Source organism: Bradyrhizobium sp. AZCC 1610 (assembly GCF_036924515.1).
Classification (GTDB): domain Bacteria; phylum Pseudomonadota; class Alphaproteobacteria; order Rhizobiales; family Xanthobacteraceae; genus Bradyrhizobium.
Genome location: NZ_JAZHRR010000001.1, coordinates 906613 through 929820 on the forward strand (window position 1 = coordinate 906613; position 23208 = coordinate 929820).

General features: G+C 63.2%; 26 protein-coding genes and 1 pseudogene. 20 read left to right on the forward strand and 7 right to left on the reverse strand.

The annotated features are described in order from the left end of the window. Positions 1-292 precede the first annotated feature (292 nt). Positions 293-1504 carry a Fic family protein gene (locus V1279_RS04545; protein ID WP_334432900.1) on the reverse strand — a complete coding sequence of 404 codons (1212 nt, stop codon included), beginning with the start codon at positions 1502-1504 and terminating at the stop codon, positions 293-295. A 21-nt stretch (positions 1505-1525) separates the two neighbouring features. Between V1279_RS04545 and V1279_RS04550 the strand changes: the two genes are divergently transcribed. From V1279_RS04550 to vapC, 3 genes are all read left to right on the forward strand, one after another. Beyond that, on the forward strand, positions 1526-1756 hold the full coding sequence (locus V1279_RS04550; protein WP_334432902.1) for a hypothetical protein: 231 nt from the start codon (positions 1526-1528) through the stop codon (positions 1754-1756). 245 nt (positions 1757-2001) lie between these two features. Beyond that, a complete protein-coding gene (vapB, locus tag V1279_RS04555; RefSeq protein WP_334432905.1) occupies positions 2002-2235 on the forward strand; it encodes a type II toxin-antitoxin system VapB family antitoxin in 234 nt (77 codons plus the stop codon). Then, positions 2235-2633: a type II toxin-antitoxin system tRNA(fMet)-specific endonuclease VapC gene (gene vapC / locus V1279_RS04560; RefSeq protein ID WP_275198039.1), complete on the forward strand. Its 399-nt coding sequence runs from the start codon at positions 2235-2237 to the stop codon at positions 2631-2633. Before vapB ends, vapC begins: the two co-directional genes overlap by 1 nt. 187 nt (positions 2634-2820) lie before the next feature. Here vapC and V1279_RS04565 read toward each other — a convergent pair whose 3' ends face one another. The 4 genes from V1279_RS04565 to V1279_RS04580 form a co-directional block, all read right to left on the reverse strand. Further along, positions 2821-3672 (reverse strand): hypothetical protein, encoded by an 852-nt coding sequence (locus tag V1279_RS04565; protein ID WP_334432912.1) that lies wholly within the window; start codon positions 3670-3672, stop codon positions 2821-2823. A 67-nt stretch (positions 3673-3739) separates the two neighbouring features. Beyond that, positions 3740-4414 (reverse strand): hypothetical protein, encoded by a 675-nt coding sequence (locus V1279_RS04570; protein ID WP_334432915.1) that lies wholly within the window; start codon positions 4412-4414, stop codon positions 3740-3742. Between the two features lie 351 nt (positions 4415-4765). Then, positions 4766-5041 carry a winged helix-turn-helix transcriptional regulator gene (locus V1279_RS04575; RefSeq protein WP_334432918.1) on the reverse strand — a complete coding sequence of 92 codons (276 nt, stop codon included), beginning with the start codon at positions 5039-5041 and terminating at the stop codon, positions 4766-4768. A 354-nt stretch (positions 5042-5395) separates the two neighbouring features. Beyond that, a complete protein-coding gene (locus V1279_RS04580; protein WP_334432920.1) occupies positions 5396-6355 on the reverse strand; it encodes a LysR substrate-binding domain-containing protein in 960 nt (319 codons plus the stop codon). A gap of 275 nt (positions 6356-6630) precedes the next feature. Between V1279_RS04580 and V1279_RS04585 the strand changes: the two genes are divergently transcribed. The 10 genes from V1279_RS04585 to V1279_RS04630 all read left to right on the forward strand — a co-directional run bounded on the left by V1279_RS04585 (position 6631) and on the right by V1279_RS04630 (position 15946). Further along, on the forward strand, positions 6631-7662 hold the full coding sequence (locus tag V1279_RS04585) for an ABC transporter substrate-binding protein (protein ID WP_334432923.1): 1032 nt from the start codon (positions 6631-6633) through the stop codon (positions 7660-7662). 98 nt (positions 7663-7760) lie between these two features. Then, on the forward strand, positions 7761-8804 hold the full coding sequence (locus V1279_RS04590) for an ABC transporter ATP-binding protein (RefSeq protein ID WP_334432925.1): 1044 nt from the start codon (positions 7761-7763) through the stop codon (positions 8802-8804). Further along, entirely contained in the window at positions 8801-9709 is a 909-nt protein-coding gene (locus tag V1279_RS04595) for an ABC transporter permease (RefSeq protein WP_334432928.1), read from the forward strand. The genes V1279_RS04590 and V1279_RS04595 overlap by 4 nt, the downstream gene beginning before the upstream one ends. Next, complete coding sequence (locus V1279_RS04600; protein ID WP_334432931.1) at positions 9706-10512, forward strand: ABC transporter permease; 807 nt, start codon at positions 9706-9708, stop codon at positions 10510-10512. The genes V1279_RS04595 and V1279_RS04600 overlap by 4 nt, the downstream gene beginning before the upstream one ends. Positions 10513-10520: 8 nt before the next feature. Next, a complete protein-coding gene (locus V1279_RS04605; RefSeq protein ID WP_334432933.1) occupies positions 10521-11660 on the forward strand; it encodes an NAD(P)/FAD-dependent oxidoreductase in 1140 nt (379 codons plus the stop codon). A gap of 45 nt (positions 11661-11705) precedes the next feature. Beyond that, positions 11706-12002, forward strand: coding sequence for a (2Fe-2S)-binding protein (locus tag V1279_RS04610; protein WP_334432935.1), 297 nt, complete (start codon positions 11706-11708; stop codon positions 12000-12002). Continuing rightward, a complete protein-coding gene (locus tag V1279_RS04615) occupies positions 11999-13417 on the forward strand; it encodes an FAD/NAD(P)-dependent oxidoreductase (protein WP_334432938.1) in 1419 nt (472 codons plus the stop codon). Before V1279_RS04610 ends, V1279_RS04615 begins: the two co-directional genes overlap by 4 nt. Further along, positions 13414-14535 (forward strand): NAD(P)/FAD-dependent oxidoreductase, encoded by a 1122-nt coding sequence (locus V1279_RS04620; RefSeq protein WP_334432940.1) that lies wholly within the window; start codon positions 13414-13416, stop codon positions 14533-14535. The genes V1279_RS04615 and V1279_RS04620 overlap by 4 nt, the downstream gene beginning before the upstream one ends. Before the next feature lie 17 nt (positions 14536-14552). Next, positions 14553-14900: a RidA family protein gene (locus V1279_RS04625; RefSeq protein ID WP_334432942.1), complete on the forward strand. Its 348-nt coding sequence runs from the start codon at positions 14553-14555 to the stop codon at positions 14898-14900. 140 nt (positions 14901-15040) lie between these two features. Continuing rightward, entirely contained in the window at positions 15041-15946 is a 906-nt protein-coding gene (locus V1279_RS04630; protein WP_334432945.1) for an amino acid ABC transporter substrate-binding protein, read from the forward strand. A 6-nt stretch (positions 15947-15952) separates the two neighbouring features. Here V1279_RS04630 and V1279_RS04635 read toward each other — a convergent pair whose 3' ends face one another. Together V1279_RS04635 and V1279_RS04640 are read right to left on the reverse strand one after the other, a co-directional pair. Continuing rightward, complete coding sequence (locus V1279_RS04635; protein WP_334432947.1) at positions 15953-16777, reverse strand: SDR family NAD(P)-dependent oxidoreductase; 825 nt, start codon at positions 16775-16777, stop codon at positions 15953-15955. A gap of 21 nt (positions 16778-16798) precedes the next feature. Further along, the gene (locus tag V1279_RS04640) at positions 16799-17635 is read right to left on the reverse strand and encodes a MurR/RpiR family transcriptional regulator (RefSeq protein WP_334432949.1); all 837 of its coding nucleotides are present in this window, start codon (positions 17633-17635) and stop codon (positions 16799-16801) included. Between the two features lie 135 nt (positions 17636-17770). On the opposite strand from V1279_RS04640, the gene V1279_RS04645 reads away from it, so the two are divergent. The 7 genes and pseudogenes from V1279_RS04645 to V1279_RS04675 all read left to right on the forward strand — a co-directional run bounded on the left by V1279_RS04645 (position 17771) and on the right by V1279_RS04675 (position 23201). After that, on the forward strand, positions 17771-19066 hold the full coding sequence (locus V1279_RS04645; protein ID WP_334432951.1) for an ABC transporter substrate-binding protein: 1296 nt from the start codon (positions 17771-17773) through the stop codon (positions 19064-19066). 76 nt (positions 19067-19142) lie between these two features. Beyond that, the gene (locus tag V1279_RS04650) at positions 19143-20063 is read left to right on the forward strand and encodes a branched-chain amino acid ABC transporter permease (protein ID WP_334432954.1); all 921 of its coding nucleotides are present in this window, start codon (positions 19143-19145) and stop codon (positions 20061-20063) included. Positions 20064-20113: 50 nt separating this feature from the next. Beyond that, positions 20114-20326, forward strand: a pseudogene (locus tag V1279_RS04655) (ABC transporter permease subunit); the annotation flags it as partial. A gap of 34 nt (positions 20327-20360) precedes the next feature. Further along, positions 20361-21110 carry a branched-chain amino acid ABC transporter permease gene (locus V1279_RS04660; protein WP_334432957.1) on the forward strand — a complete coding sequence of 250 codons (750 nt, stop codon included), beginning with the start codon at positions 20361-20363 and terminating at the stop codon, positions 21108-21110. Further along, positions 21101-21844 carry an ABC transporter ATP-binding protein gene (locus tag V1279_RS04665; RefSeq protein ID WP_334432960.1) on the forward strand — a complete coding sequence of 248 codons (744 nt, stop codon included), beginning with the start codon at positions 21101-21103 and terminating at the stop codon, positions 21842-21844. The genes V1279_RS04660 and V1279_RS04665 overlap by 10 nt, the downstream gene beginning before the upstream one ends. Beyond that, positions 21841-22542, forward strand: a complete 702-nt coding sequence (locus V1279_RS04670) for an ABC transporter ATP-binding protein (RefSeq protein ID WP_334432963.1) — start codon at positions 21841-21843, stop codon at positions 22540-22542. Before V1279_RS04665 ends, V1279_RS04670 begins: the two co-directional genes overlap by 4 nt. Then, on the forward strand, positions 22542-23201 hold the full coding sequence (locus V1279_RS04675) for an ATP-binding cassette domain-containing protein (protein ID WP_334432966.1): 660 nt from the start codon (positions 22542-22544) through the stop codon (positions 23199-23201). The genes V1279_RS04670 and V1279_RS04675 overlap by 1 nt, the downstream gene beginning before the upstream one ends. Positions 23202-23208: the final 7 nt, after the last annotated feature.

Consider the following 23208-nt stretch of genomic DNA (forward strand, 5'->3'; position numbering starts at 1 on the left):
GCTTGAGGATGCGCACCCTATAGGACCCGAACGCGAGAAGCCGTCCTCCGCAGGTCCCCCAAGTTGCCGCGCGCACGAGCTGATGCAGCCTCGAACTTACCGGGAGCAACCGGTTCACTGCAGCGACGGGCAAAGTTCGTCCCCTACAAGTACGTCCCCTAATCGGGGCAAAGTAGGTCCTCTACTCGGCGCCACCGGTCTGGTTCACACCATAGAACGTCCGCGATTTGGGCATAGGCCAGCGATCGCAAAAAGCCCCGCCGAAACGGCGGGGCTTTTTTTCAGGGTGACCCTAGTCGTTCGCCATTCCCGGCATGACTATCTGGTGCTCGTCGAGCAGGTCTTTGAGCGTGCTGGCTCGCCAGACCTGTTCCAGCATGGCAGCGAGGGCGCTCTCGTCGGCATAGATGGTGATCGTCTCTGCGAAATTGTCCGGGACCGCCCAGCCCCGCCGCGCCATGCGCGAGCTCAATTCCTCGGCCAGCTTGGCTTTCTCGCCGTCGCTGGCTGCGGTCGGGGCTGGGGTCTTGCTCGCCTCGGCGACGACCGACGGACGCGGCTGGTACAGTCCAGGAAACCAGCGCTCGATGACGGTCGACGGGAAGCCAAGACGGACAGGGCCCTTCGGCGTATCGGACACTAGGAGGCGTTTCGCGACCAACTCGCCGAGTACCGTGCGCGCCTGCCTATCCTGGTAACCTGTCAATTCGACAGCGCGTGCGCGCGGAAACTCTCCGATCAAGATCGCCTCCCGCAGGAGCCGCCATGAACCCTTGGGAAGACGCTTGGCTCGAACCTCCTCGTCCGCCCAGACCTCGACGCGGTTCATAAGCTCGGAAGGATTGAGCAGAAACCTCATAAAGTCGATCTGATCGATGCAGACCTCAAGGAAGAACCGGCAGAATTCGGCGAGGCCGGCTTCGGTCAAGGTGCCGCGCCCGTCCAGATCTCCGCGACGAGGCTCGTCCGCGGCCTGCAGCAGTTCCTTGTAGCGGCCGACGTTGCGCGCCAGGCCGCGCGATACGGACCACAACTCCGAGCCGATGCCGAGTTCTTTCAGGAGCGCATGCGACAAGAGGCGGGTGACGCGGCCGTTCCCGTCCATGAAAGGATGGATCCAGGCCAAGCGGTGATGACCGGCGCCGACTGAAAGAATTCGCTGCGTCTTGCTCAGCATCGGCGACGAGTAGGCCTGGACGAAGCGGGCAAGAAGAGCCGGCAGCGTTGCCGGCTCGGGGGCAAGGTGCTCGCCGACCTTTACGTGTCGCGTTCTGAGTTCGCCAGGCGTCATGCGGATCGTCGTCTTCATGACGGGGTCCTCGATTGCCAGCAGGCTGTCAGGAAGACGGCTGCAGAACTCCCGGTGGATCCAGCAGATGCCCTCGACCGACAAAGCCGGGGACGGCATCTCTCCGCGATCGATGATCCCCTGCACTTCGATGTGAGCTTTAGCCTCGAGCTGAAGGTCCCGCTTCTTCGGCTCCTTCGAATAGTCGTTCTTCATCGCTCGCTCGATGTCGGCGAGATGGGTATCGTGACCTTCGATGAGGTTGGAGTAGTAGCAGTTCATCGCCCTGACGATGTCGCCGACGGAAGCTTTAAGCGACGCGTTGAGGCCTCCGCTGAAGGAGCTGGACTTCTCGACCAGAGCGAGTACCTGATCACTGAGGCCGGGATCAAGGTCCGGAAGCATCGGTTCCATGTGAGCGATACTGGTCATTTTGCCGATCTTTCTGCCTTCGCGGTTTACCTATAACACCATAATATTGCACTATTTTCAGGCATGTTGGAAAGAGTTTCGCCCCTGTTTTTGCCGATCTCCTTGCCGATTCCGAACGAGGGAACGAACTTGATGGCGGATCGGAGCGTCGGACGCGCCCCTCTCCACGGTCGGAACTTGGATTCCACCCGTAGGGACTAAATGGCCAGACAGGGCGGTCTTGTAAAAATATCATCGCTGGTCTATGTATATCCCATTTGGATATACACTTAGGAAGCAACATGACGACCTCGACGGTGTTCATCAGTAATCGCAGCCAAGCCGTCCGCCTGCCCAAGGCAGTCGCCTTTCCAGAGAATGTACATCAGGTTGACATTCTGAAGATTGGCCGCAGCCGCGTGATCGTGCCTCAAGGCAAACGATGGGATGATCTGTTTCAGAACGGACCGCGCGTCAGCGAGGATTTCATGGTTGAGCGTGGACAGCCGGCAGCCGAGAAGCGCGAGCCGCTCTGATGCTCACCTATATGCTCGACACGAACATCTGCATCTACGTCATAAAGAACTATCCACTGGAACTACGCGAAAAGTTCAATGCACTGGCCGAACAACTCTGCATCTCAAGCATCACGCTTGGCGAGTTGCATTATGGCGCAGAGAAATCCGCACGCCGCGCCGACAATCTAACGGCTATCGAGCATTTCGTGGCCCGTCTTGACGTGCTGCCATTTGCGGACAAGGCGGCCGCGCATTACGGTCAGGTCCGGGCAGAACTCGAGCGTGTGGGAACGCCCTGTGGTCCTCATGACATGCAGATCGGTGGACATGCCCGCAGCGAAGGATTGATCATCGTCACTAACAACATGCGCGAGTTTACTCGCATGCCGGGGGTTAGAGTCGAGAACTGGGTCTGACTGAGGACAGGAAGGTCAGAAGTACCTGCGCAACGCACGGCTTCCACGTCGCACCCAGATGCATCAGCCTTAGAGGACGCACTTTGCTCGATGTCGGCGTTTCTCTGCGCGCGTCGGTAGAATCTCGACTTAGCGATTCCAGCAGGTTGGAGAGCTGTTAGGGGACAAACTATGCCCGGCGCGTCATTCACGCGGCGCGCGGCCAGCTTTTCGCCTTCGGTAGCCTCGGTAGTATCCAGGTCGGACCTGTAGCGAGCGGGGCCTGCTCGCGCGGCATCGGGAGCATTCCTCCGGCTTCGACATAAGCCTTCACGAGCGCCTCGCTCCAGAGTTTCATCGCCTCCGCTTTCAGGTCCATGTGCTGGGCGGTGAGGTAGTAGTCCTCCGTTGTCTTCGACATCCGGCGCCAGTCAACATCGTTGTCGTTCGGCAGAACGTGGCCAAGCATCGCGGATGCGGCTGCCGCAGGTAAGGTCCGGCGGTGCCGAGCGAAAAAATTCGTGGCTACGGACCGGACCAGGTGAGGCCAGACAGGCGGGAGGCCCTTCAGGTAGTCTATCCTGTTCATTCCGTTCTTCTTCTTTCCTCGCATGGCTCGGAGATGCGCGTTCAGGCTATTTGGGTACAGGCCGGGATCGGGATTGTCGGGGTGATCGCGACGGCTTCGGCGCCTGGTCGATGCGAACAGCCATTCGGTGGCGCTGCGGAAGCCACGCTTTTTGCCGACAAGCAGCCTCCAATCCCACATGCACGAATTGGCGATGTGGAGCCCGATCGGGGGAACCGGGAGCATGAATGGCACCTTGTTCTTGACCGCTTCGGCCGGCCATTCGGCAATGCCCCAGGGTTGATCCGGCGAGGAATACGGGTTGAGGGGATCGATAGGCTGCAGGTCGTCGCGCCTGAGCTGACTAAGCGTGAAACGACGGTTGGCGGTCAACGCGAACCACCATACGCCCCAGCGCACGGCCGGTGAGATCCGCTCGTTCCCGGCACGATCGGCGCAGAACCGCTCGTGACGCGCCAGCAGATCGCCCAAGTTCTCGACCGTGAAATCGTTTTTCGCGGCGACCAGCGTGCGCTGCCGCGTCTCCATCTGCCCGATTTCATCCGATTTGGGCTGCGGCGGCTTGATCGCTGCCCACCACGGCATCGTACCGGCGAGCCCGCTTTCGATCGTCTGTTCGGAGTGTGCCCACGACAGGGCGGCCTTGACGTAAGCCAGCGTCTTCTCGCAGGCCCGATGACCCGCGCGCCGTGTGCACCTCACCGATCAGCTTGATGAGGTTGAGGTCGGTGAGGTCGGCGAGCCTGATCTTCCGCCAGCCGACGAACTCCGGCTTGCCGAAGCACAGCCGGACGTCGTCCTGGGTCCCTTTGGAAGGCCGCTTGATCTTCTTGCCCTTCTTGCGCAGCAGCTTGAGCGACGCCTGGTACTGCCGATCGAGCTCCGCCCATGTCCAGCCGGACCTGCCGGAGAGATTGAGGGCGCTCCTCGGCTTCATCGCGAAGAAGACTTCGCCGGCCTTCCGCCGGGCTGCCTTCAGGCTGAGAAATTCCCGATCCCCGGGGGCCTGGCTCGCGCTTCCGATTCTCCGCGACTGCCCCTTGGCGCGCACGAACCAGCTGACCGAGCGGCCCCGCTGCCGCAGCTGCAAGTAGCGCTGCGTCGTGTCGAAGTAGTCGTGAATTTCCTTCGAATCCTTGGCGCGCGAGGCGCGCGCCAAGGCCTCGTCGACGACTGCCTGGGTGATTTCCTTTCGCTGGGATTTGGGTGCCATGGCCAACTCCGTTGGCCCCCAGCCCGTAGCAGATCGGTAGCGCATCGCGGTCGGTCGTCCGCGAAAACCGACCCGACAAGGCCCTATTGAGGTTGAGTTTTTTGGCGGATTTCAGGCCGATCCATGCGGAAATGTCCGCCAAAGGACTCAAACCGTCGGAGCACGGGAATCATAATCCTGGGGTCGGGGGTTCGAGTCCCTCTCTCGCTACCAACTTTTCCCCACACTCCTCGAACGTTGTGGGGGTAGGCCTGCTCCCCCGCAGTGCGTTCAAGCGTCCGACAATCGCAACTGTGACCTCGCCTGGATGCCTGGCTTGGTGCGCTTCGTTATCACTATCCCAGGAATGACTTACGCCGGTAACTTAGCTGCCCACTTTTTCGCCCAAACCCCAAGAGGAACAAGCAGGGCATAAAGTTCATGTCCGGTCGGTGTGGCGCGATAACCCTCGTGAGAATGCTCGACCAAGCCTGCTTCACGCAGTTCTTTCAGGCGCGAATTGAGAACCGTAGGCGAGATCGCTTCGCAGCGTTCTTGCAACTCCCGAAAAGTGCAGGGTCCGCCTTTGCTGAGGTTCCACAGAACCCCCATCGTCCAGCGTCGCCCCAACAAGTCCAAGAGCGCCATGACAGGGACACCTGATCGTGAGCCTCGGACAGGCATCCCGGGTTTTGGAGTTCGGCTCATGAGGGCATCCCCTGCTACTAAATGGGTAGCGCTTCTCTCTGTCAGGTGGTACGGATGCCACTACTCTATCCGTAGCGCCGTCAGGAGTACACGGGATGCCCATTGCGGTCGCTGCGGCACTCGGCGCTTCTTTGTGTTGGGCGCTCGGTTAGCTCATCACACTGCGACACAGCTCGGTGCAGCTATTCTGAAGTTATGTCGGCATCCTTGATCACTTTAGCCCAGCGCAGGCGATCCTTGGCAATCAACTCAGCCAATCGTTGAGGCGGACCGCCTCGAGCAATCAAACCTTACCTATCGAGAACTGCCCGAACGCTTGGTTGCGCTAGTCTCTCGGGTTGCGGCGATTGGCGCGGGAGCGTTCATCTCGCTCAGTGCTTGCCGCATGGCTTCCACCAGGTCCAACGCCACCGGCGAGGGACTGCGCTGCGGCGGAAACACCGCAGCGAACTCGAAATCGATCCGCGGCAGAAAATGGCGCGCGACGACGCCTCGGTTCGCGAATTCCTGTGCTGTAAAGGGATCGCAGATCGCCACGCCGAGTCCGGATGACACCAACCCGCACATGATTTCGGACAGGCTGGTCTCGACCCGAAGCACCCGGCGGACATCGTCGCGATTGAAGGCCTGGTCAATCAGATGTCGGCCGGTCGATCCCGCTGTCAGGGACACGAAGGTCTCTCCTTCGAAATCGCGTGGCTGCAGCGTTTCCTTGGCGGCGAGCCGGTGTCCGGCGGGAAGGATCGCAACGCGAGCGGGCGCCGGCAGCCGCACGCACGGCAGGCCGGAATGGGCGATCGGCACCTCGGCAAAGCCGATGTCACACTGATGGTTCAGAACCCAGTCGATCACGATCGGCGAGATGACGCCAAAAAAAGCCAGGTTGAGGTTTGGCCGTTCCTTCAGGAACCCGCCAGCCAATCGCGGCAGGTAGCCGTTGGACAGTGCCGGCAGGGCCGCGATCCGCAGCGTCCCGGTCCGGCGACTGCGGATTTCTTCGGCGGCGGCGGTGATGCGTTCAAGTCCGACGAAAGACCGTTCGACTTCCATATAGAGCGCGGTTGCGGCTGCCGTCGGCACAAGACCGCTGCCGCGTCTCTCGAACAGCTTCATCTTGAGCAGCGCCTGAAAGTCGCGCAACAGCCGGCTTACGGCCGGCTGGGTCACAGCTATCAGCTTTGCCGCCTCCGTCACGCTGCCGGTCAGCATCATCGCGCGAAAGGCTTCAACCTGCCGCGAATTGATCCGCGCCATCTCTGCCCCATCCATAACATTTCGGCATGCAGATGGTGCCATTATTCATTGGACGGCGAAAGCGGGGATTGCGATCGTTTTCATCAGAGCTGGATCAAGCCAGTTTTTTGGGCAGTGACTCGGACGCCCAAAATCTCTCGCGCGGTCCGACGTTACGTCGTGCCGCGGCGCCGCCGAACAGGACGCATGCGCTTCGTTCGGAGGAGGGGACTCGAGCCGGTCAAAATGGGGTTGCGCGCCGGGTGCAACTCGCACGGTATTGGAGATTGATCCAAATGAAGCAACTCGGCCTTGTGACAGCGACCCTCGCGACCCTCGCCCTGGCTCCGTCGGCGGTTTTGGCGCAGCAGAAGACGCTCTATGTAGCGGGCTACGGCGGCTCTTTCGAGAAGACGATCCGCGACGAGGTCATCCCCGGCTTCGAGCAGAGCAACGGTGTCAAGGTCGAATACGTCGCCGGCAACTCGACAGACACGCTTGCCAAGTTGCAGGCTCAGAAGGGCAACCAGCAGATCGATGTGGCGATCGTTGATGACGGTCCGATGTACCAGGCAATCCAGCTGGGCTTCTGCGGCAAGATCGAAGGCCTGCCTGCCGATCTCTACGAGGCCGCACGTTTCAAGGACGACCGCGCGGTTGGCATTGGTCTGGTCGCAACCGGCCTGATGTACAACACCAAGGTCTTCGCGGAGAAAGGCTGGGCGCCGCCGACCTCCTGGAACGATCTCAAGGATCCGAAGTACCAGAAGCAACTGGTCATCCCGCCCATCAACAACACGTATGGTCTGCACACGTTGCTGATGCTTGCCAGGATGAATGGTGGCAGCGAAGCCAACGTCGACGCCGGCTTCAAGATTATCAAGACTGACGTCAATCCCAATGTGCTGGCCTATGAGCCTTCGCCAGGCAAGATGACCGAGCTGTTCCAGTCCGGCCAGGCCGTGCTGGCCGTGTGGGGCACAGGCCGGGTCCAGAGCTTCGCCAACACCGGCTTCCCTGTCGACTTCGTCTATCCGAAGGAAGGCGCGGCCACGCTGCTGACGACCGCCTGTCCGATTACCAAGCCCAACGCGTCACCGCTCGCCTCGGCATTCATCAAGACGCTGCTCGAGCCGAAAACACAGCTCGTGTTGCTGAAGGATTACGGCTACGGCCCGGTGCTGAAGTCGGTCGTGGTCCCGCCGGAGCTCGGCAAGATGGCGCCGATCGGTGAGCGCGCCGCAAAGCTCTATACGCCCGACTGGGGTGTTATCAACGACAAGCGCGAGGAATGGACCAAACGGTGGAATCGCGAGGTCGAGCGCTGAGCCAAGGCTCGGCGCCGGCGGACGGGATTTCGGCGATGGCTTCGCGCGATGCCGCAGGCCCACCATCGACCTTTGCCCAGCAGCACCCGGAAGCATCCATGTCCTTTCTTGAGCTCGACCGTGTCGCAAAACAGTTCGGCCCGCAGACTGTCGTCGATGACTTCAGTCTTACGGTAGGCAAGGGCGAGTTCGTCTCCTTCCTCGGTCCGTCGGGCTGCGGGAAGACCACGACGCTGCAGATGATCGCGGGCTTCCTCGATCCCTCGCATGGTGCGATCCGGCTCGAGGGACGCGACCTGACTGCGGTGCATCCGGCCAAGCGTGGCCTCGGCATCGTATTCCAGAGCTATGCGCTGTTCCCGCATATGACGGCGGCCGAGAACGTCGCCTTTGGTCTCGAGATGCGGCGCGTGCCGCGGGCCGAATGCCGCGAGCGCGTCCGCGCTACGCTGGCGATGGTCGGGCTCGCCGGCTACGAAGACCGTTATCCGCGGCGGATGTCCGGCGGTCAGCAGCAGCGCGTTGCGCTTGCCCGTGCGCTCGTGATCCGGCCGAGCGTGCTGCTCCTCGATGAACCGCTGTCGAATCTGGACGCCAAGCTGCGCGAGGGCATGCAGATCGAGCTGCGTCAGATCCAGCGAAATGTCGGTACCACCACGATCCTCGTCACCCACGACCAGAACGAGGCGATGTCGCTGTCCGACCGGATCGTGGTGATGAACCAGGGCCGCATCGAGCAGATCGGCACGCCGCAGGAGACCTATGAGCGGCCGGCTTCCGCCTTTGTGTCCCAGTTTCTCGGCAAGACGAACGATTTCGCCGCGGCGATCGACCGGAGCGCCTCTCCGGGGCGGCTGGTCGCCGGCTCCTGGAGCGTCCCTGCACCGGCAGGCCTCGCGGGTCCGGTGACGGTCAGCATCCGCCCCGAGCGGATCGGCTTCGGCGATGCAGGGATCGCGGCGAAGATCGTCACCCGCATATTCCAGGGCAATCACTGGCTGTTCCAGTGCGAGAGCGAGTGCGGCTCTGTGATTGTGATCCGCCAAAACGACGGCCAGCCGCAGCCCGCGGAGGGCGAGGCCGTTCGGCTCGCCTGGCGGCCGGAAGATATGAGCCTCCGTGGTGCAGGAGATGCTGCATGAGCGCGGCCATCGACACCGCTCCGGCGAACACTGCACCGGCGGCGGACACGCGTGATGGGCGCGCGGCATGGGCGCTGACCGCGCCCGCGCTGATGCTGTTCGTCGGCGTACTGGTGATCCCGCTCGCCATGACGGTGATGCTCTCATTCCACGACTGGGGCCAATACAAAGGCATCGAGCCGGTCTTCATCCTGAAGAACTGGCACGAGGTCGCGACCGATCCGTATTATGCCGAGATGTTCTGGCGAACCTTCCGCATCGCACTGCTGACGACGCTGATCACCGCCTTGTTCGGTGCGCCGGAGGCCTACATCCTCAACCGCATGAGCAGACGCTGGAAGAGCTTCTTCCTGCTGGTGATCCTTGGCCCGTTGCTGATCTCGGTGGTGGCGCGCACGCTCGGCTGGGCACTCCTGTTCGGCGGCAACAACGGCCTCGTCAACAAGCTGCTGATGTCGCTTGGGCTGATCGGCTCGCCGCTGCCCTTCATGTTCACCGAGACCGGCATGGTCATCGCACTCGCGCACGTGATGATGCCTTTCATGGTGCTGTCGGTCTGGACCGCGCTGCAGCGCCTCGATCCGCAGATCGAGAACGCCGCCCTGTCGCTCGGCGCCAACCCGCTCACGATCATCCGCCGCATCGTTCTGCCGCAGATCATGCCGGGCGTGTTGGCGGGCGCGATCATCGTGTTCTCGCTGTCCGCCAGCGCTTTTGCGACGCCCGCCATCATCGGCGGCCGCCGGCTCAAGGTCGCGGCGACGCTCGCCTATGACGAGTTCCTCAACACGCTGAATTGGCCGCTCGGCGCGGCGGTGGCGATCCTGCTGCTGGTGGCGCTTGTGCTGATCGTCGTCGGCAGCAACGCGCTGATCGAGCGACGCTATGCCGAGGTGTTCCGATGAGGACGAACGGCCCGCTCGCGCTCATCTTCCATACGATCTTCGTCGTCGTCATGCTGGCGCCGATCATGGTGGTCTGCCTCGTCGCGTTCACGCCCGAGGGCTACCTGTCGCTGCCCACGACCAGTTTCTCACTGCGCTGGTTCAGGAAGATCGCGAGCTATCCCGAGTTCGTCCACGCCTTCTGGGTGAGCCTCGGGCTCGGCGCGCTGTCCTCGTTGGTGGCGCTCCTGTTCGCGGTGCCGGCGGCGCTTGCCATCGCCCGTTATAGTTTCCGGGGCCGCGACGCCCTCGCGGCGCTGTTCCTGTCGCCGCTGATGATCCCGCATGTCGTGCTCGGCATCGCCTTCCTGCGCTTCTTCACCGCGATCGGCATGGGCGGCAGTTTTACTGGCCTGCTGGTCGCTCATGTGGTGGTGGTGTTCCCGTTCGCATTGCGGCTGACGCTGGCCGCGGCAACCGGCATGGACCGCTCGGTCGAGATGGCGGCGGTCTCGCTCGGCGCCGGCGGTTGGACGTTGTTCCGTCGCGTGACCTTGCCTCTGATCCTGCCGGGCGTCATCAGCGGCTGGGCGCTAGCCTTCATTCAGTCCTTTGACGATCTGACCATGACCGTCTTTCTGGCCACGCCGGGCACCGAGACGCTGCCCGTGCGCATGTTCCTTTACATCCAAGACAACATCGATCCGCTGGTGACTTCCGTGTCGGCCAGCGTGATCGCGATCACCATGACCGCCCTGATCCTGCTCGACCGCTTCTACGGGCTCGACCGCGTGCTCGCCGGCAAGAGCGACCCGGGGCGCTAGGAGAACCCATGTCAAAGGAATATGACGTCGCTGTCGTGGGCGGCGGGCTGCTCGGCTCCGCTATTGCCTGGGGTCTCGGCCGGCTCGGCAAGACGGTCGTTGTCCTCGACGAGGGCGATATCGCCAAGCGCGCCTCGCGGGCAAACTTTGCGCTCGTCTGGGTGCAGAGCAAGGGGCTAGGCATGCCGGCCTACACCGGCTGGACAATGCGGGCGTCCGAAACCTGGGGCAAGCTCGCCGCTGAATTGAAAGAGCAGACCGGGCTCGACGTCGCCCTGCAGCAGAATGGCGGTTTCCACCTGACGCTCGGCGAGGACGAGTTCGCGCAGCGCGCTCAGCTTGTCACGCGCATGCACAACCAGGTTGGCGCAGCAGATTACAAGATGGAGATGCTGTCGGCGTCGGAGGTCAAGAAGATGCTGCCGCTCATTGGTCCAGAGGTCTCCGGCGGCAGCTTCTGTCCGCTGGACGGGCACGTGAATTCATTGCGCACTTTCCGCGCCTTCCACACCGGGTTGAAGTTGTTCGGCGTCGACTATTTTCCTGAGCGGCCGGTCTCGGCAATCGCCCGGAGTGGCGGCGAATTCCGGCTGTCGACATTGCAGGGCGAGATCTGCGCCGGGAAGGTCGTGCTCTCCGCCGGCAACGCCAACCAGTCGCTCGCACCTGATGTCGGCCTGTCGGCGCCGATGGGCCCGACCCGCGGCCAGATCGTGGTGACCGAGCGCACCATGCCGTTCCTGCCGCATCCGCTGACCACCATTCGCCAGACCGATGAGGGCACGGTGATGATTGGAGACAGCAAGGAAGATCAGCTCGACGATCGCACGCTGAACCATTCGGTGAGCGCCGTGATGGCGGATCGCGCGCAGCGCATGTTCCCGCATCTGGCCCGCCTCAACGTCATCAGGACCTGGTCCGGCATCCGCGTGATGCCGCAGGATGGTTTTCCGATCTACGATCAGTCGGAGAGTGCGCCCGGCGCTTTCGTCACCTGCTGTCATTCCGGTGTCACGCTCGCCTCCAATCACGCCTTCGAAATTGCCCGGATGGTGGCGGCGGGCGCGCTCGAACCGGAACTCGTCGGCGCGTTCTCGGCCCGCCGCTTCGACACGAACCATGCTGCGGCAAGCAGCGGCTACTACTGACATCGAGACGACCCCGACGCGAGAGAAGGGGCGAAGAGGCATCCAATGTTCAAACGATCCGATCAGGACAGCAGACAATCCGTGCACATCGTCGTCGACGGGGCCGCCGTCGCCGCGCGCGAGGGCGATACGGTTTCCGCAGCCCTGCTCGCCTCCGGCCGTGACGTGCGCCGCGCCACCGCGGTGAGCGGCGCGCCGCGCTTGCCCTACTGCATGATGGGCGTGTGCTTCGACTGCCTCGTCACCATCGATGGCGTCGGCAATCGCCAAGGCTGCCTGGTACCTGTCGCTGAGGGCATGCAGATCGAGATTCAGAAGGGCAAAAGGGAGATCGGTCGATGAACGTGGCTCCCAAGCGCGATAGCTATGACGTCGTGGTCATCGGGGCAGGGCCCGCCGGGCTCGCTGCCGCTGCGACTGTGGCCGAGGCTGGCCTATCAACGCTGCTGCTCGACGAGAATGCCGGCCCCGGCGGTCAGGTCTGGCGTGCCATCGCCTCGACCCCGGTCACCGAACGCGACTACCTCGGTGCCGACTATTGGGCAGGCGCGGAACTCGTCCAGGTGGCGCAATCGAGCGGCGCCGAAGTCATCCAGCGTGCGACGGTCTGGAGCCTTGACCGGAATCTCGAGGTCGGCGTGTCAATCGGCGGCGCGTCGTCCCTCGTCGAGGCGCGTCGTGTGATTCTGGCGACGGGTGCGCTGGAGCGGCCGTTTCCGATTCCCGGCTGGACCCTTCCGGGCGTGATGACCGCAGGCGCCGCGCAGACGATGCTGAAGTCCTCGGGCCTGGTGCCGGACGGGCGGACGGTGATCGCCGGCCAGGGGCCGCTGCTTTGGCTGCTCGCGGCGCAGATCCTGCGCCTTGGCGGCCGCATCGATCGCATTCTCGATACGACCGAGCGTCGAAACTATTTTGCCGCGCTGCCTCACGCCTTCGCCTTCTTGACCTCGCCCTATTTCGCAAAGGGCCTTGCCATGATGCGGGAGGTGCGGGCGAAAGTGCCGGTGGTGACTGGAGTGAGCGAACTCGCTGCCGCCGGCGACGGTCAGCTCGCAACCGTGACCTATGCCGTCGGCAGCCGACGCGAGACGATTCCGGCCGAGCTGCTGCTGCTGCACCAGGGGGTGGTGCCCAACGTCAATCTCGCGATGGCGGCCGCGATCGAGCATCGCTGGGACGACCTGCAGCTCTGCTGGTCGCCGGTTCTCGATCACAACGGCAACACATCGGTTGAAGGCATCGCCATCGCCGGAGATGGTGCCGGGATCGGCGGCGCGGCAGCCGCAATTGTCCGCGGCCGCATCGCGGCGCGCGGTGCGGTCGAGGCGCTGGCGCCTGCGGCTGCTGCCAAGCTTGCACCGATGTCGACCTTCAGAGCAGCGCTGGCTAAGGCCGAGCGCGGCCGTGCCTTCCTCGATACGCTGTTCCGCCCCGCCCGGCAGTTTCGCATTCCCTCTGGCGACACCATTGTCTGTCGCTGCGAGGAGGTATCGGCCAAGGACATCCTCGATGCCGTCGCGATCGGTGCGACCGGCCCCAACCAGCTCAAGGCTTATCGCCGCACCGGCATGGGTCCCTGCCAGGGCCGGCTCTGCGGTCTGACCGTCACTGAGCTGATGGCGCAGGCCCGCGGCAAGACTCCGCAGGAGATCGGCTACTATCGGCTGCGCGCACCGGTGAAGCCGATCACGCTCGCTGAGCTGGCGGCGGTGCCGAAGACAGACGCCGACGTCCACGCGGTGGTGCGCGGATGACGAAGCTCGCGGATGCCATCATTGTCGGTGGCGGCATCCACGGATGCTCGACCGCGCTTCACATGTGCCTCGCGGGCATGAAGCCGGTGTTGATCGAGAAGGACTATGCCGGCCGCCATGCCTCAGGGGTGAATGCCGGTGGCGTCCGTCAGCTCGCGCGGCATGTCGCCGAGATCCCGCTCTCGATCCGCTCGATGGGCATTTGGGAGCGCATTGAAGGACTTGTCGACGACGCCTGCGGCTTCGAAAGCCACGGCCAGGTGCTGGTCGCCGAGAACGACGCCGAATTCGAAGCCTGTCGCGCGCGCGTCGCCGAGCTGAATGCGCTCGGCTTCACCCATGAGGAGCTGATCGATGGGCCAGAGCTGCGGCGGCTGGTGTCGGCGGTGGCCGAGAGTTGCCCTGGCGGAGTGGTGTCGCGGCGCGATGGTGCGGCCGATCCGGCCCGAACCACCACCGCGTTTCGCCGCAAGGCCGCCGCGCTCGGCGCAACCGTCTGTGAGGGCGTGGCAGCGTCCAACATTCGAAAGCAAGATGGGTTGTGGCGGGTTGATATCGGCGCCGATACCTATGCGGCGCCGGTGCTCGTCAATGCCGCAGGCGCTTGGGCCGGCCGCATCGCCGCGGCGCTTGGTGAGCCGGTGCCGGTTGAGACTGTGGCGCCGATGCTGATGATTACCTCCCGCGTGCCGCATTTCATCGATCCGGTGGTAATCCTGCGCGGCCGCAAACTCTCCTTCAAACAGTTCGCCAACGGCACGGTCCTGATCGGTGGCGGGCATCTGGCGACGCCGGACCAGGACAGAAACGAGACCTTGCTGGACTGGCGCAGCCTCGCCATCAGCGCGCGTACGGTGTTCGAGCTCTTTCCAATCATGCGCGACGCCACCATCGTCCGTGCCTGGGCCGGCATCGAGGCGCGGACGCGCGACGAATTGCCCGTGCTCGGCCCGAGCGCCCGGCACTCGGGGCTCTACTACCAGTTCGGGTTTTCGCTGCATGGCTTCCAACTCGGCCCCGGCGCAGGCGCTGTGATGACGGAACTGATCGCCAACGGTGGCACCCAAACACGGATCGGCGATCTCAGCATCGACCGGTTTCATCCTTCAACACCCTAGAAGAAGATGAGGACATCATGAACATCATCCGCAACATCCGTACGCCGATCATGCACCGCGCAGTTGAAGCCAACGGGTTTGTGTTCGTCGGCGGCACGATCGCCGACGACACCAGCACCTCGATGGGCGAGCAGACCCGCAACATCCTCGGCAAGATTGCCGGCTATCTGAAAGAGGCGGGCACTGACGCAACCCGCGTCGTCAGTGCCTCGATCTTCGTGACGGATCTCTCCAAGAAAAAGGAGATGGATGCGGCTTGGCTCGAATTTTTCGGCAACGACCTCCCGACGCGGGCAACGGTCGGTGTAGCCGATCTCGGGGGCGGCGCCTTGATTGAAATAGTGATCACTGCGCTCAAAGACTGAGCGCACTGATCCGTCTGCAATGCAACTTTGATATAGCCGGTTTTCACCATCGCTAATTCAACGGTGACTGCTTGTCGGCTACGGTCGTCCGCCAGCTCAGTCGCTGCCCACCCGTTCATGATCCAATGAGGTCCACCACAATGCGTCTGTCATTGACCATGCTTGCCGTTGCCCTGATCACCGCCCCCGCAAGCGCAAGCGAGCTGACCGGGACGCTCCAGAAGGTCAAGGAGACGAACAGGATCGTGCTTGGCATCCAGGAAGCCTCGGTGCCGTTCAGCTATCTGGACGGCGACCAGAAGGCGATTGGATACGCCGTCGACATCTGCATGAAGATCGTGGACGCGGTGAAGCGCGAACTGAAGCTTTCAAGCCTCAACGTCGAGACGAGCCCCGTGACGTCGTCCAACCGCATTCCGCTCATGATGAACGGCGCGGTCGATCTGGTCTGCTCTTCCACCACCAACAATGCGGAGCGGCAGCGCCAGGTGTCCTTTACGAACTCGCATTTCCTGTCGGCGACCCGCTTCGCCGCGCGAAAGGCCGATAACGTCGCCACGATCGACCAGTTGAAGGGCAAGCCGGTCGTTGCGATATCGGGCTCGACCAACATGGTGCAGCTCAACCAGGCCAACACCGCCCGAAATCTCGGCGTCACGGTGCTGGCTGCCAAGGACCAGGCGGAGGCGTTTCTGATGCTGGAGACCGGCCGCGCCGCCGCCTACGTACTCGATGACGTGCAGCTCGCCGTCGCGATTGCGCGATCGAAGGACCCGTCCGCCTATATCATCAGCGAGGAGACGTTTTCGAAGGCCGAACCCTACGGGATCATGCTGCGCAAGAATGATATCCCGTTCAAGGCCCTGGTGGATCGTGCGACGGCGGAACTGTATCGCAGCCCCGAGATCGCGGTCATCTACAAGAAATGGTTCGAATCGCCGGTACCCCCGAACGGCCTTAATTACAAGACGCCGATGTCAGCGGTGTTGCGCAGTGCGTTCGCAAATCCGTCAGACAGCCCCGACCCGGCAAGCTACGAGCGCTGAAAGGCGTCACCCTGCCCAGCACTGTCCCCCGCCATCGACGCGCAGCACCTGACCTGACACAAACGCACCCAGGGGGCCTGCGAACACTTCGACGACCCGCGCGACTTCGTCGACGGTGGCGATGCGGTCCAGCGTGCCCGTTTCCACCATTCGTTCCTGATCTACCGCGCGCGTGCCCATGAAGCGGCCGGTGCGGGTGTCGCCCGGCGCGATGCAGTTCACCGTGATGTCGTAGGATCGGAGCTGGTCGGCGAGGCAGCGCGTGTAATGAGTCATGCCGGCTTTCGCGACCGCATAGATTGAACCGTTGGTGCGGCCCTTGAAGGCCGCGACCGAACCGATGGTGACGATGCGGCCCTGGCGCCGCGGCATCATCTGCTTTGCCACTGCCTGGCAAGTCAGGATCGTTGAGAGCAGGTTTCGATCGAGCACCGCGCGCACGTCTTCCTCGCGGATGCCGACGGCGTCGTTCGGATCCGGCTTGCCACCCTTGGCGGCGATGTCGCCGCCGGCATTGTGGACGAGAATATCGATCGCTCCCAATTGCTGCGTCGTGGTCTCGACCACCCGCGCGATGTCGGCGCCTTGAGTTAGATCGCCGAGCACGCGGATGGTGCGGACGCCATGCACCGTTGCCACCGCTTCAGCGACCGCCGTCAGTGTCGATCCCTCGCCATATTCCGCCGGGCCATGCTCGCGCATGCCGTGAATGGCGACATCGGCGCCGAGGCTCGCGAGCCGTTCGGCGAACGCCCGGCCAAGCCCGCGGCCGGCACCGGTGACCAGCGTAACCTTGCCCTTCAGCGCCTGCGCGGCGTCGTGTGGTGCCATGATGTCTTCTCCTGTGAAAGGTCAGTCTGTGGCGAGATCGAGGCCGATGGCGAGCGCCTGCACCAGGCACATCGGCGCGACCAGTGTGCGCAATGCTGGCTCCGGCATGTCCTGGATCTCGAATACGACCGATGCGCCCTCGACGATCGGGCTCAGCAGACTGTCGGTGATGGAAATCGCCGGCACGTTGCGCGCCACCAGTTCGGGAAACAGCCGCGCCGTGTCGGGGTAATAGTTGCGGAAGCTGATCGCGACCAGCGCGTCCTCGGCGGTAGCGGGATGGGATTGCTCATGAATGCTGCCGCCGGTGCCGTCGAGCAACACCACGCGCCGCCCGAATTTTCGCAGCACATAGGCGAGATGCGTCGCCACCGGAAACGAGCCGCCAAGGCCGAGCAAATAGATGTCGCGCGCCTTCGCCAGTATTTTGATGGCGGCTTCGAGCTGGTGCTCATGGGCTGACTGACTCAGCGCTACCAGCGATGATTGCGCCTCCGCGACGAAGCGTCCCAGCACCGCGGCAGGCTTGCGTCCGAGAATCGATTTCTCCTCGCTCTTCATCCGCGCCAGCCGCGCCTTGTAACTCGGCGCTACGCCGGCCACGAGGCGCGAACGGAATACCTGCTGCATCTGGGTGAAGCCGCCGAAGCCGAGCGCGTGCGCGAAGCGGACGATGGCCGAAGGCGGTACGCCGGAGCGCTCCGCGATCTCGGCAACGGTGCCGAGCGCGACGTCGGTCGGATGATCGAGCACGAACTCGGCGATCTGCTGCAAGCGTCCGGACAAAGCGCGATGCCGCTGGGCGATCGCGCCGCGCAACTCGTCGTAACTCATCGCCGTGCCGGCAGGCTTGTTCATGGTGTCAGCTTTACCCGATCGCGACCGTTTCGCCGATTGGTTCTATCTTCTGGTTCAAACATTCCACTTTACATTTACAATAGAACGTTCATTCTATGAGCTGCAACAAGAAAACAAAGCGGTTGGGAGGGAGCCATGACGAAGCGTGAAATCTCGCGGCGAGGCGTTCTCAAGGGCAGCCTGATGGCCAGTGCCTTTGCCGGGACGGCCAGTTATTTCGGCCCGTGGAAGGAAAATCAGGTTTGGGCGCAAGGCGCCGCCAAGCCGATCAAGCTAGGCCTGACCTGCGACGCCAGCGGCCAGTATGGCAACAGCGGCCAGGACGATCTGCGCGGCATCCAGATGGCGATCGACGAGGCCAACGCCAAAGGCGGGGTGCTCGGGCGCAAGGTCACCTGGATCACCGCCGACACCGAGACGACGCCGGCGACCGGCAGCCGCATCGCCGAGCGTTTCATCACCCGGGAAGACTGCACCATCCTGATCGGCGCGGTGCATTCCGGCGTCGCCAACGCCATCACCCAGGTCGCCGCCAAGAACGGCGTGATCTACCTCAACACCAATTCCTCGGCGCCCAGCGAGGCGGGCGAGAATTGTTCGCGCATCAAATTCGTCTGGGACGGTAACGGCACCAATTTCTCCAAGGCGTCGGTCAAGAACGCCGTCGATTCGATCGGCAAGAAATGGATGCTGCTCACCAACGATTACGTGTGGGGCCACACCACGTCAGCTGCGACGAAAGCGCAGGTCGAGGGTGCCGGTGGCAAGATCATGGACAATCTGCTGGTGCCGCAGAACACGCGTGACTTCACGGCGTATCTGTTGAAGATCCAGCAGGCGAAGCCGGATGTAGTGGCGACCGCGATCGGCGGCGACGACATCAAGGCGCTGCGCGAGCAGGTTGCCCAGCTCAAGCTCGACGGCAAGCCGGCCTGGATCAACAACCAGCAGGACTGGCCCGATGTGTGGGGCGCGCCCAACAGCCTGTTCGGCGTGTTCGGCACCACCTGGTATCACAAGCTCGCGCTGCCCGGCGTCGCGGAATTCGTGAAGAAGTGGCAGGCCACCAACAAGGAGGGGTCTATCCCGGTGCCCGGAAACGTCTCCTACAACGGCTACATGGCGACGCGTGAGTTGCTGCGTGCGATCGAGCGCGCAGGCTCGACCAACAACATCAAGATTATCAAGGAACTTGAAAACCTGAAGGTCTCGGCGACCGACCGCATGCAGCATTTCGATGCCTACATGGACCCGGTGACGCATCAGATGCAGCAGACGATCTACCTGGCGCGCCGCAACGCCAAGCCGTCGGATAACACCGATCTGTACGAGATCATCAGCTGGACCGAGCCGAAGGCGGCTGCCGATACCGATGCGCAAGCCAAGTGCAAGCTGACGCCCTACGAGCAGGTTCCGACCGTCGACTCCTGACGACAACAGGGCTTCACCTCCTGCAGCGGGCGTGCGGCGCGCCCGCTGTCTCGCAATTCCAACACGAGACTGCAGCTTGTTCGATCTCCTTCCGCATATCCTCAACGGCCTCACGCTCGGCCTGCTGTTCGCGCTGATCGCGCTCGGCTTCATGCTGATCGTCGGGCTGATGGAGCAGATCAACCTGGCGCATGGTTCGTTGTTCGCGCTCGGCGCCTACTTCGCCATGCAACTGATGGGACCGCGCCCGCCGTTCCCGCCGGATATCGCGCATGCCTGGCTCGCGATGCCGCTCGGCTGGCGCTACGTCGCGACGCTGATCCTGGCGCCGGCGGCGGTGGGCATCGTCGGCATTGCCATCGAATTCTGCATGCGCCGCACCTACGGCAAGGATCCGCTCTACGGCCTTCTGCTCACCTTTGGCGCGGCGATGGTGATCGAGGAGACGATCCGCCTGACCTGGGGTACGCGCGATTACGTGTTGCAGGTTCCGCAAGGCGTCAGCGGCGGCTTTCTGTTCGGTGATTTGATCTGGTCGACCTATCGCTTCTATGCCGCAGGCATCGCGGTCGCGATCATCGGACTGGTCTGGCTTCTGATCGAGAAGACGTCGTTCGGCGCGACCGTCAAGGCCGGCGCCCATGACAGCGAGATCGTGCGCGCGCTCGGCATCAATTTGACGCGGCTGCGGCTCCTGGTCTTCGTGTTTGGCACCATGCTGGCCGCGATCGCCGGAATCATCGTGGCGCCGATCTGGGGCATCCGCCCGCATATGGGCGTCGACGCCGTCATTCCGGCATTCCTGGTGATCGTGCTCGGCGGCGTCGGCAGTTTCTGGGGCGCGGTCGTTGCGGGCCTGCTGGTCGGTCTCGCCGTCGGCCTCACCGGCGCCTATGCCTCCGAATGGTCTTTGCTGTCGATGTACGTGCTGCTGGTGGTGGTCGTGACCGTTCGGGCGCGCGGCCTCTGGGGCAAGAAAAGCGTGCTTGAGGCCTAAAGATGATCCCAACGCAAAAATCCGATTCCGAGCGGCTGATAACGCCCACCATGCTGGTGCTGCTTCTGGTGCTGGCGACGGTGCCGCTGTGGATCGCGCGCGTCGGCCTCTATCCTTATCTCGGCATCGAAATCCTGATCTGGTCGCTCTACGCGCTGGCGTTCAATCTCGTGCTTGGTACGGCCGGGTTGCCGTCGTTCGGTCACGGCGCTTATTTCGGCATCGGCGCCTACGCCTTCGGCCTCTGTCAGTTCAATGTCGTTGCGAATCTCTGGATATGCCTGGCGGCTGCGTTTGTTGTTGCGGGACTGGCCGGAGGCGCTGGTCGCGCTGTTCATCTCGCACCGGCGCGGCATCTACTATGCCTTCATGACCATCGCCTTCGGCCAGATCTTCTGGACGCTCGCGATCAAGTCGCACAAGGTCACCGGCGGCGAGGACGGGCTGTTGAAGATCGCGCGGCTGCCGGCCGATCTTGGATTTGCGTCGTTCGATCTCGCCGGCAATGTGGCGTTCTACTATTTCGTTCTCATCGTGTTCGGCGTGGCGGTGGTCGCACTGTGGCGGCTGGTGCATTCGCCCTATGGCCGCGTGATCGCGGCCATCAAGCAGAGCGAAACCCGCGCCGCGCATCTCGGCTACAATGTCTGGCTCTACAAGGCGTCGATCTTTACGCTGTCCGCGGCGGTTTCGGGGTTTGCCGGCGGGTTGTTCGCGATGGCGCAGCTTGCCGCATTCCCTGATGTGATGAGCCTGCATCAATCCGGTTACGTCGTCATGATGACGCTGGTCGGCGGCGGCCTCGTCAGTTTCTGGGGACCCGTGGTCGGCGTGTTCCTGTTTCTGATCGCGCGCGACGTGATCGGCGCGCTGACCAATGCCTGGATGTTGTATTTCGGTCTGCTATTCATGGCCGTGGTGCTGTTCCGGCCCGAGGGCGTTGCCGGCGCCATTACTGCAGCCTGGCAAAACCGTTCGCTGCATTCGATGCGGCAGCAGGGCGGTTCGGCACTACGTCTGTTGTTCGGAGGCGAGCGATGGCGCTGATCGAAGTCGCAGGCATTCACGTCCGGTTCGGCGACCGCGTCGTGCTCGAAAGCATCGACCTTGCGGTGCCAGAGGGTGAATTCCACGGCCTGATGGGCCCCAATGGCGCCGGCAAGACCACCTTCTTCAACGTGCTCACCGGCCGTGTGAAGCCGAGCCGCGGCTCGATCCGGCTCGATGGCGAAGATGTGACGGGGCTTAGCTCGCATCGCATCGCCGCCAAGGGTGTCGCACGCTCATTTCAGATCATGACGCTGTTCGACGATTTCACCGCGCGCGAAAACGTCATGGTTGGCCTGCCGGGTTTTCGCGCCCGCGGCTTTGATATGCGCCACGCGGCGGCCGGCGATCACGGTCTTGCAAGGAAAGCTTCAGAGGTGCTCACAACCGTCGGGCTTGCCGACAAGGGCGATGTGCGCGCCAAGGATCTTTCCTATGGCGATCGCCGCGCGCTCGAGATCGCGGTCGCGCTCGGGCAGAACCCCCGGGTGCTGTGCCTGGACGAGCCGACTTCCGGGCTTGGCTCCGATGGCGTGCAGCGGCTGGCGGCGCTGGTCGGGCGTCTCAAGGGCAAGCTCACGATCGTGGCCATCGAACACGACATGGAATTCCTGTTCTCGCTGGCCGACCGCATTTCGGTGATCCACTGGGGTCAGGTGGTAGCGCGCGGCGCGCCGCACGAGCTGCAGCAGAATGAATGGGTCAAGCGCTCCAACCTCGGGCGGTTCGCATGATTTTGGAAGTCGAGGCGGTCGATACGTTTTACGGCGAAACCCAGGCGCTGTTCGGCGCGTCGCTGGCGGTGGAGCACGGAAAGGTGTTTGCGCTGCTCGGCCCCAACGGAGCCGGCAAGACCACGATGCTGCGTTCGATCCTGGGGCTCACGCGTCCGAGGCGTGGGGCGATCCGGTTCGATGGCCGCGAGGTCACCCATAGCCCGACGCACGAAATCGCGCGCGGCGGCATCGGCTGGGTGCCCGACGACCGGCGGCTGTGTCCGACGCTTTCCGTGGCGCGCAATCTCGGCATCGCGCAGAAGCGCACCCGGTTCCGGAGCTGGACCGTCAAGGAGGCTTGCGAAATCTTTTCGCCGCTCGAATATTTGATGGAGCGCGAATGCGAAAATCTGTCGGGTGGTGAAATGCAGATGGTGGCGATCGCGCGCGCGCTCGTCGGCGCGCCAGGACTTATCCTGTTCGACGAACCGAGCCAGGGGCTGGCGCCAAAGATCGTCGGCGACGTGCTGGCGACCATCCGCAGGCTGCGGGAGGAAGGCGTCGCTTCGCTGGTGGTCGAGCAGAACGCCGAGATCGCGCTATCGGTCGCCGATCATGCCGCGGTCATCGACCGTGGCCGGATCGCCTGGACCGGAGAAGCGGCTGCGCTCCGCGACGACGGCGCGCTCCGCCACCGTCTGCTCGGAGTTCACTGATGGCTTCGCCGCTGCTCGTTCTGGATCGGGTTCGCAAGGTCTACACACGCGGGCGCGTGGTGCGACATCAGACGTTTACGCTCGAAGCCGATCTCGAGATCGACCGACCCTCGATCATCGGCGTGGTCGGCCCGAACGGCGCCGGCAAGACCACGCTGTTCGAGATGATGACGGGTTCGAATACGCCGTCTTCCGGCCACGTCTACGTCGCCGGTACCGACATTCACCGGGTCAAATATCGCGAGCGTGACCGGCTGGCGATCCATTATCACCAGTCCTATCAGGTCCGCCGCTTCCGCAAGCTGGTCCCGTCTGTGCTGCTCGGGAAGTCGCCGACATCGGCGCCCATGGTGCATCTGTTCGACGAGCCGCAGTTCAACCTGCAGGACGGATATATCGGCTTCATGCTCGACTTCTTCCGCAAACTGCGGGCCGAGGGTCGTCTCGTGGTGTTGTGCCTGCATCCGACCGCGGCCTGGCATCTGGAGATTCTGGCGGAAATTGCCGAGCAATATTTGCTGGTGGCCGATGGCGGCGTGACGCGACATCCCGATTTCGCGGCACTCAGCGGTCAGGTGCGGTTCCGCAATTATCTGGGTGCGGAAATGACGCGGGCGGCGGATGCGCTCTGCGCCGGTCGCAGGGCCATACCCGGTTGAATCGGCT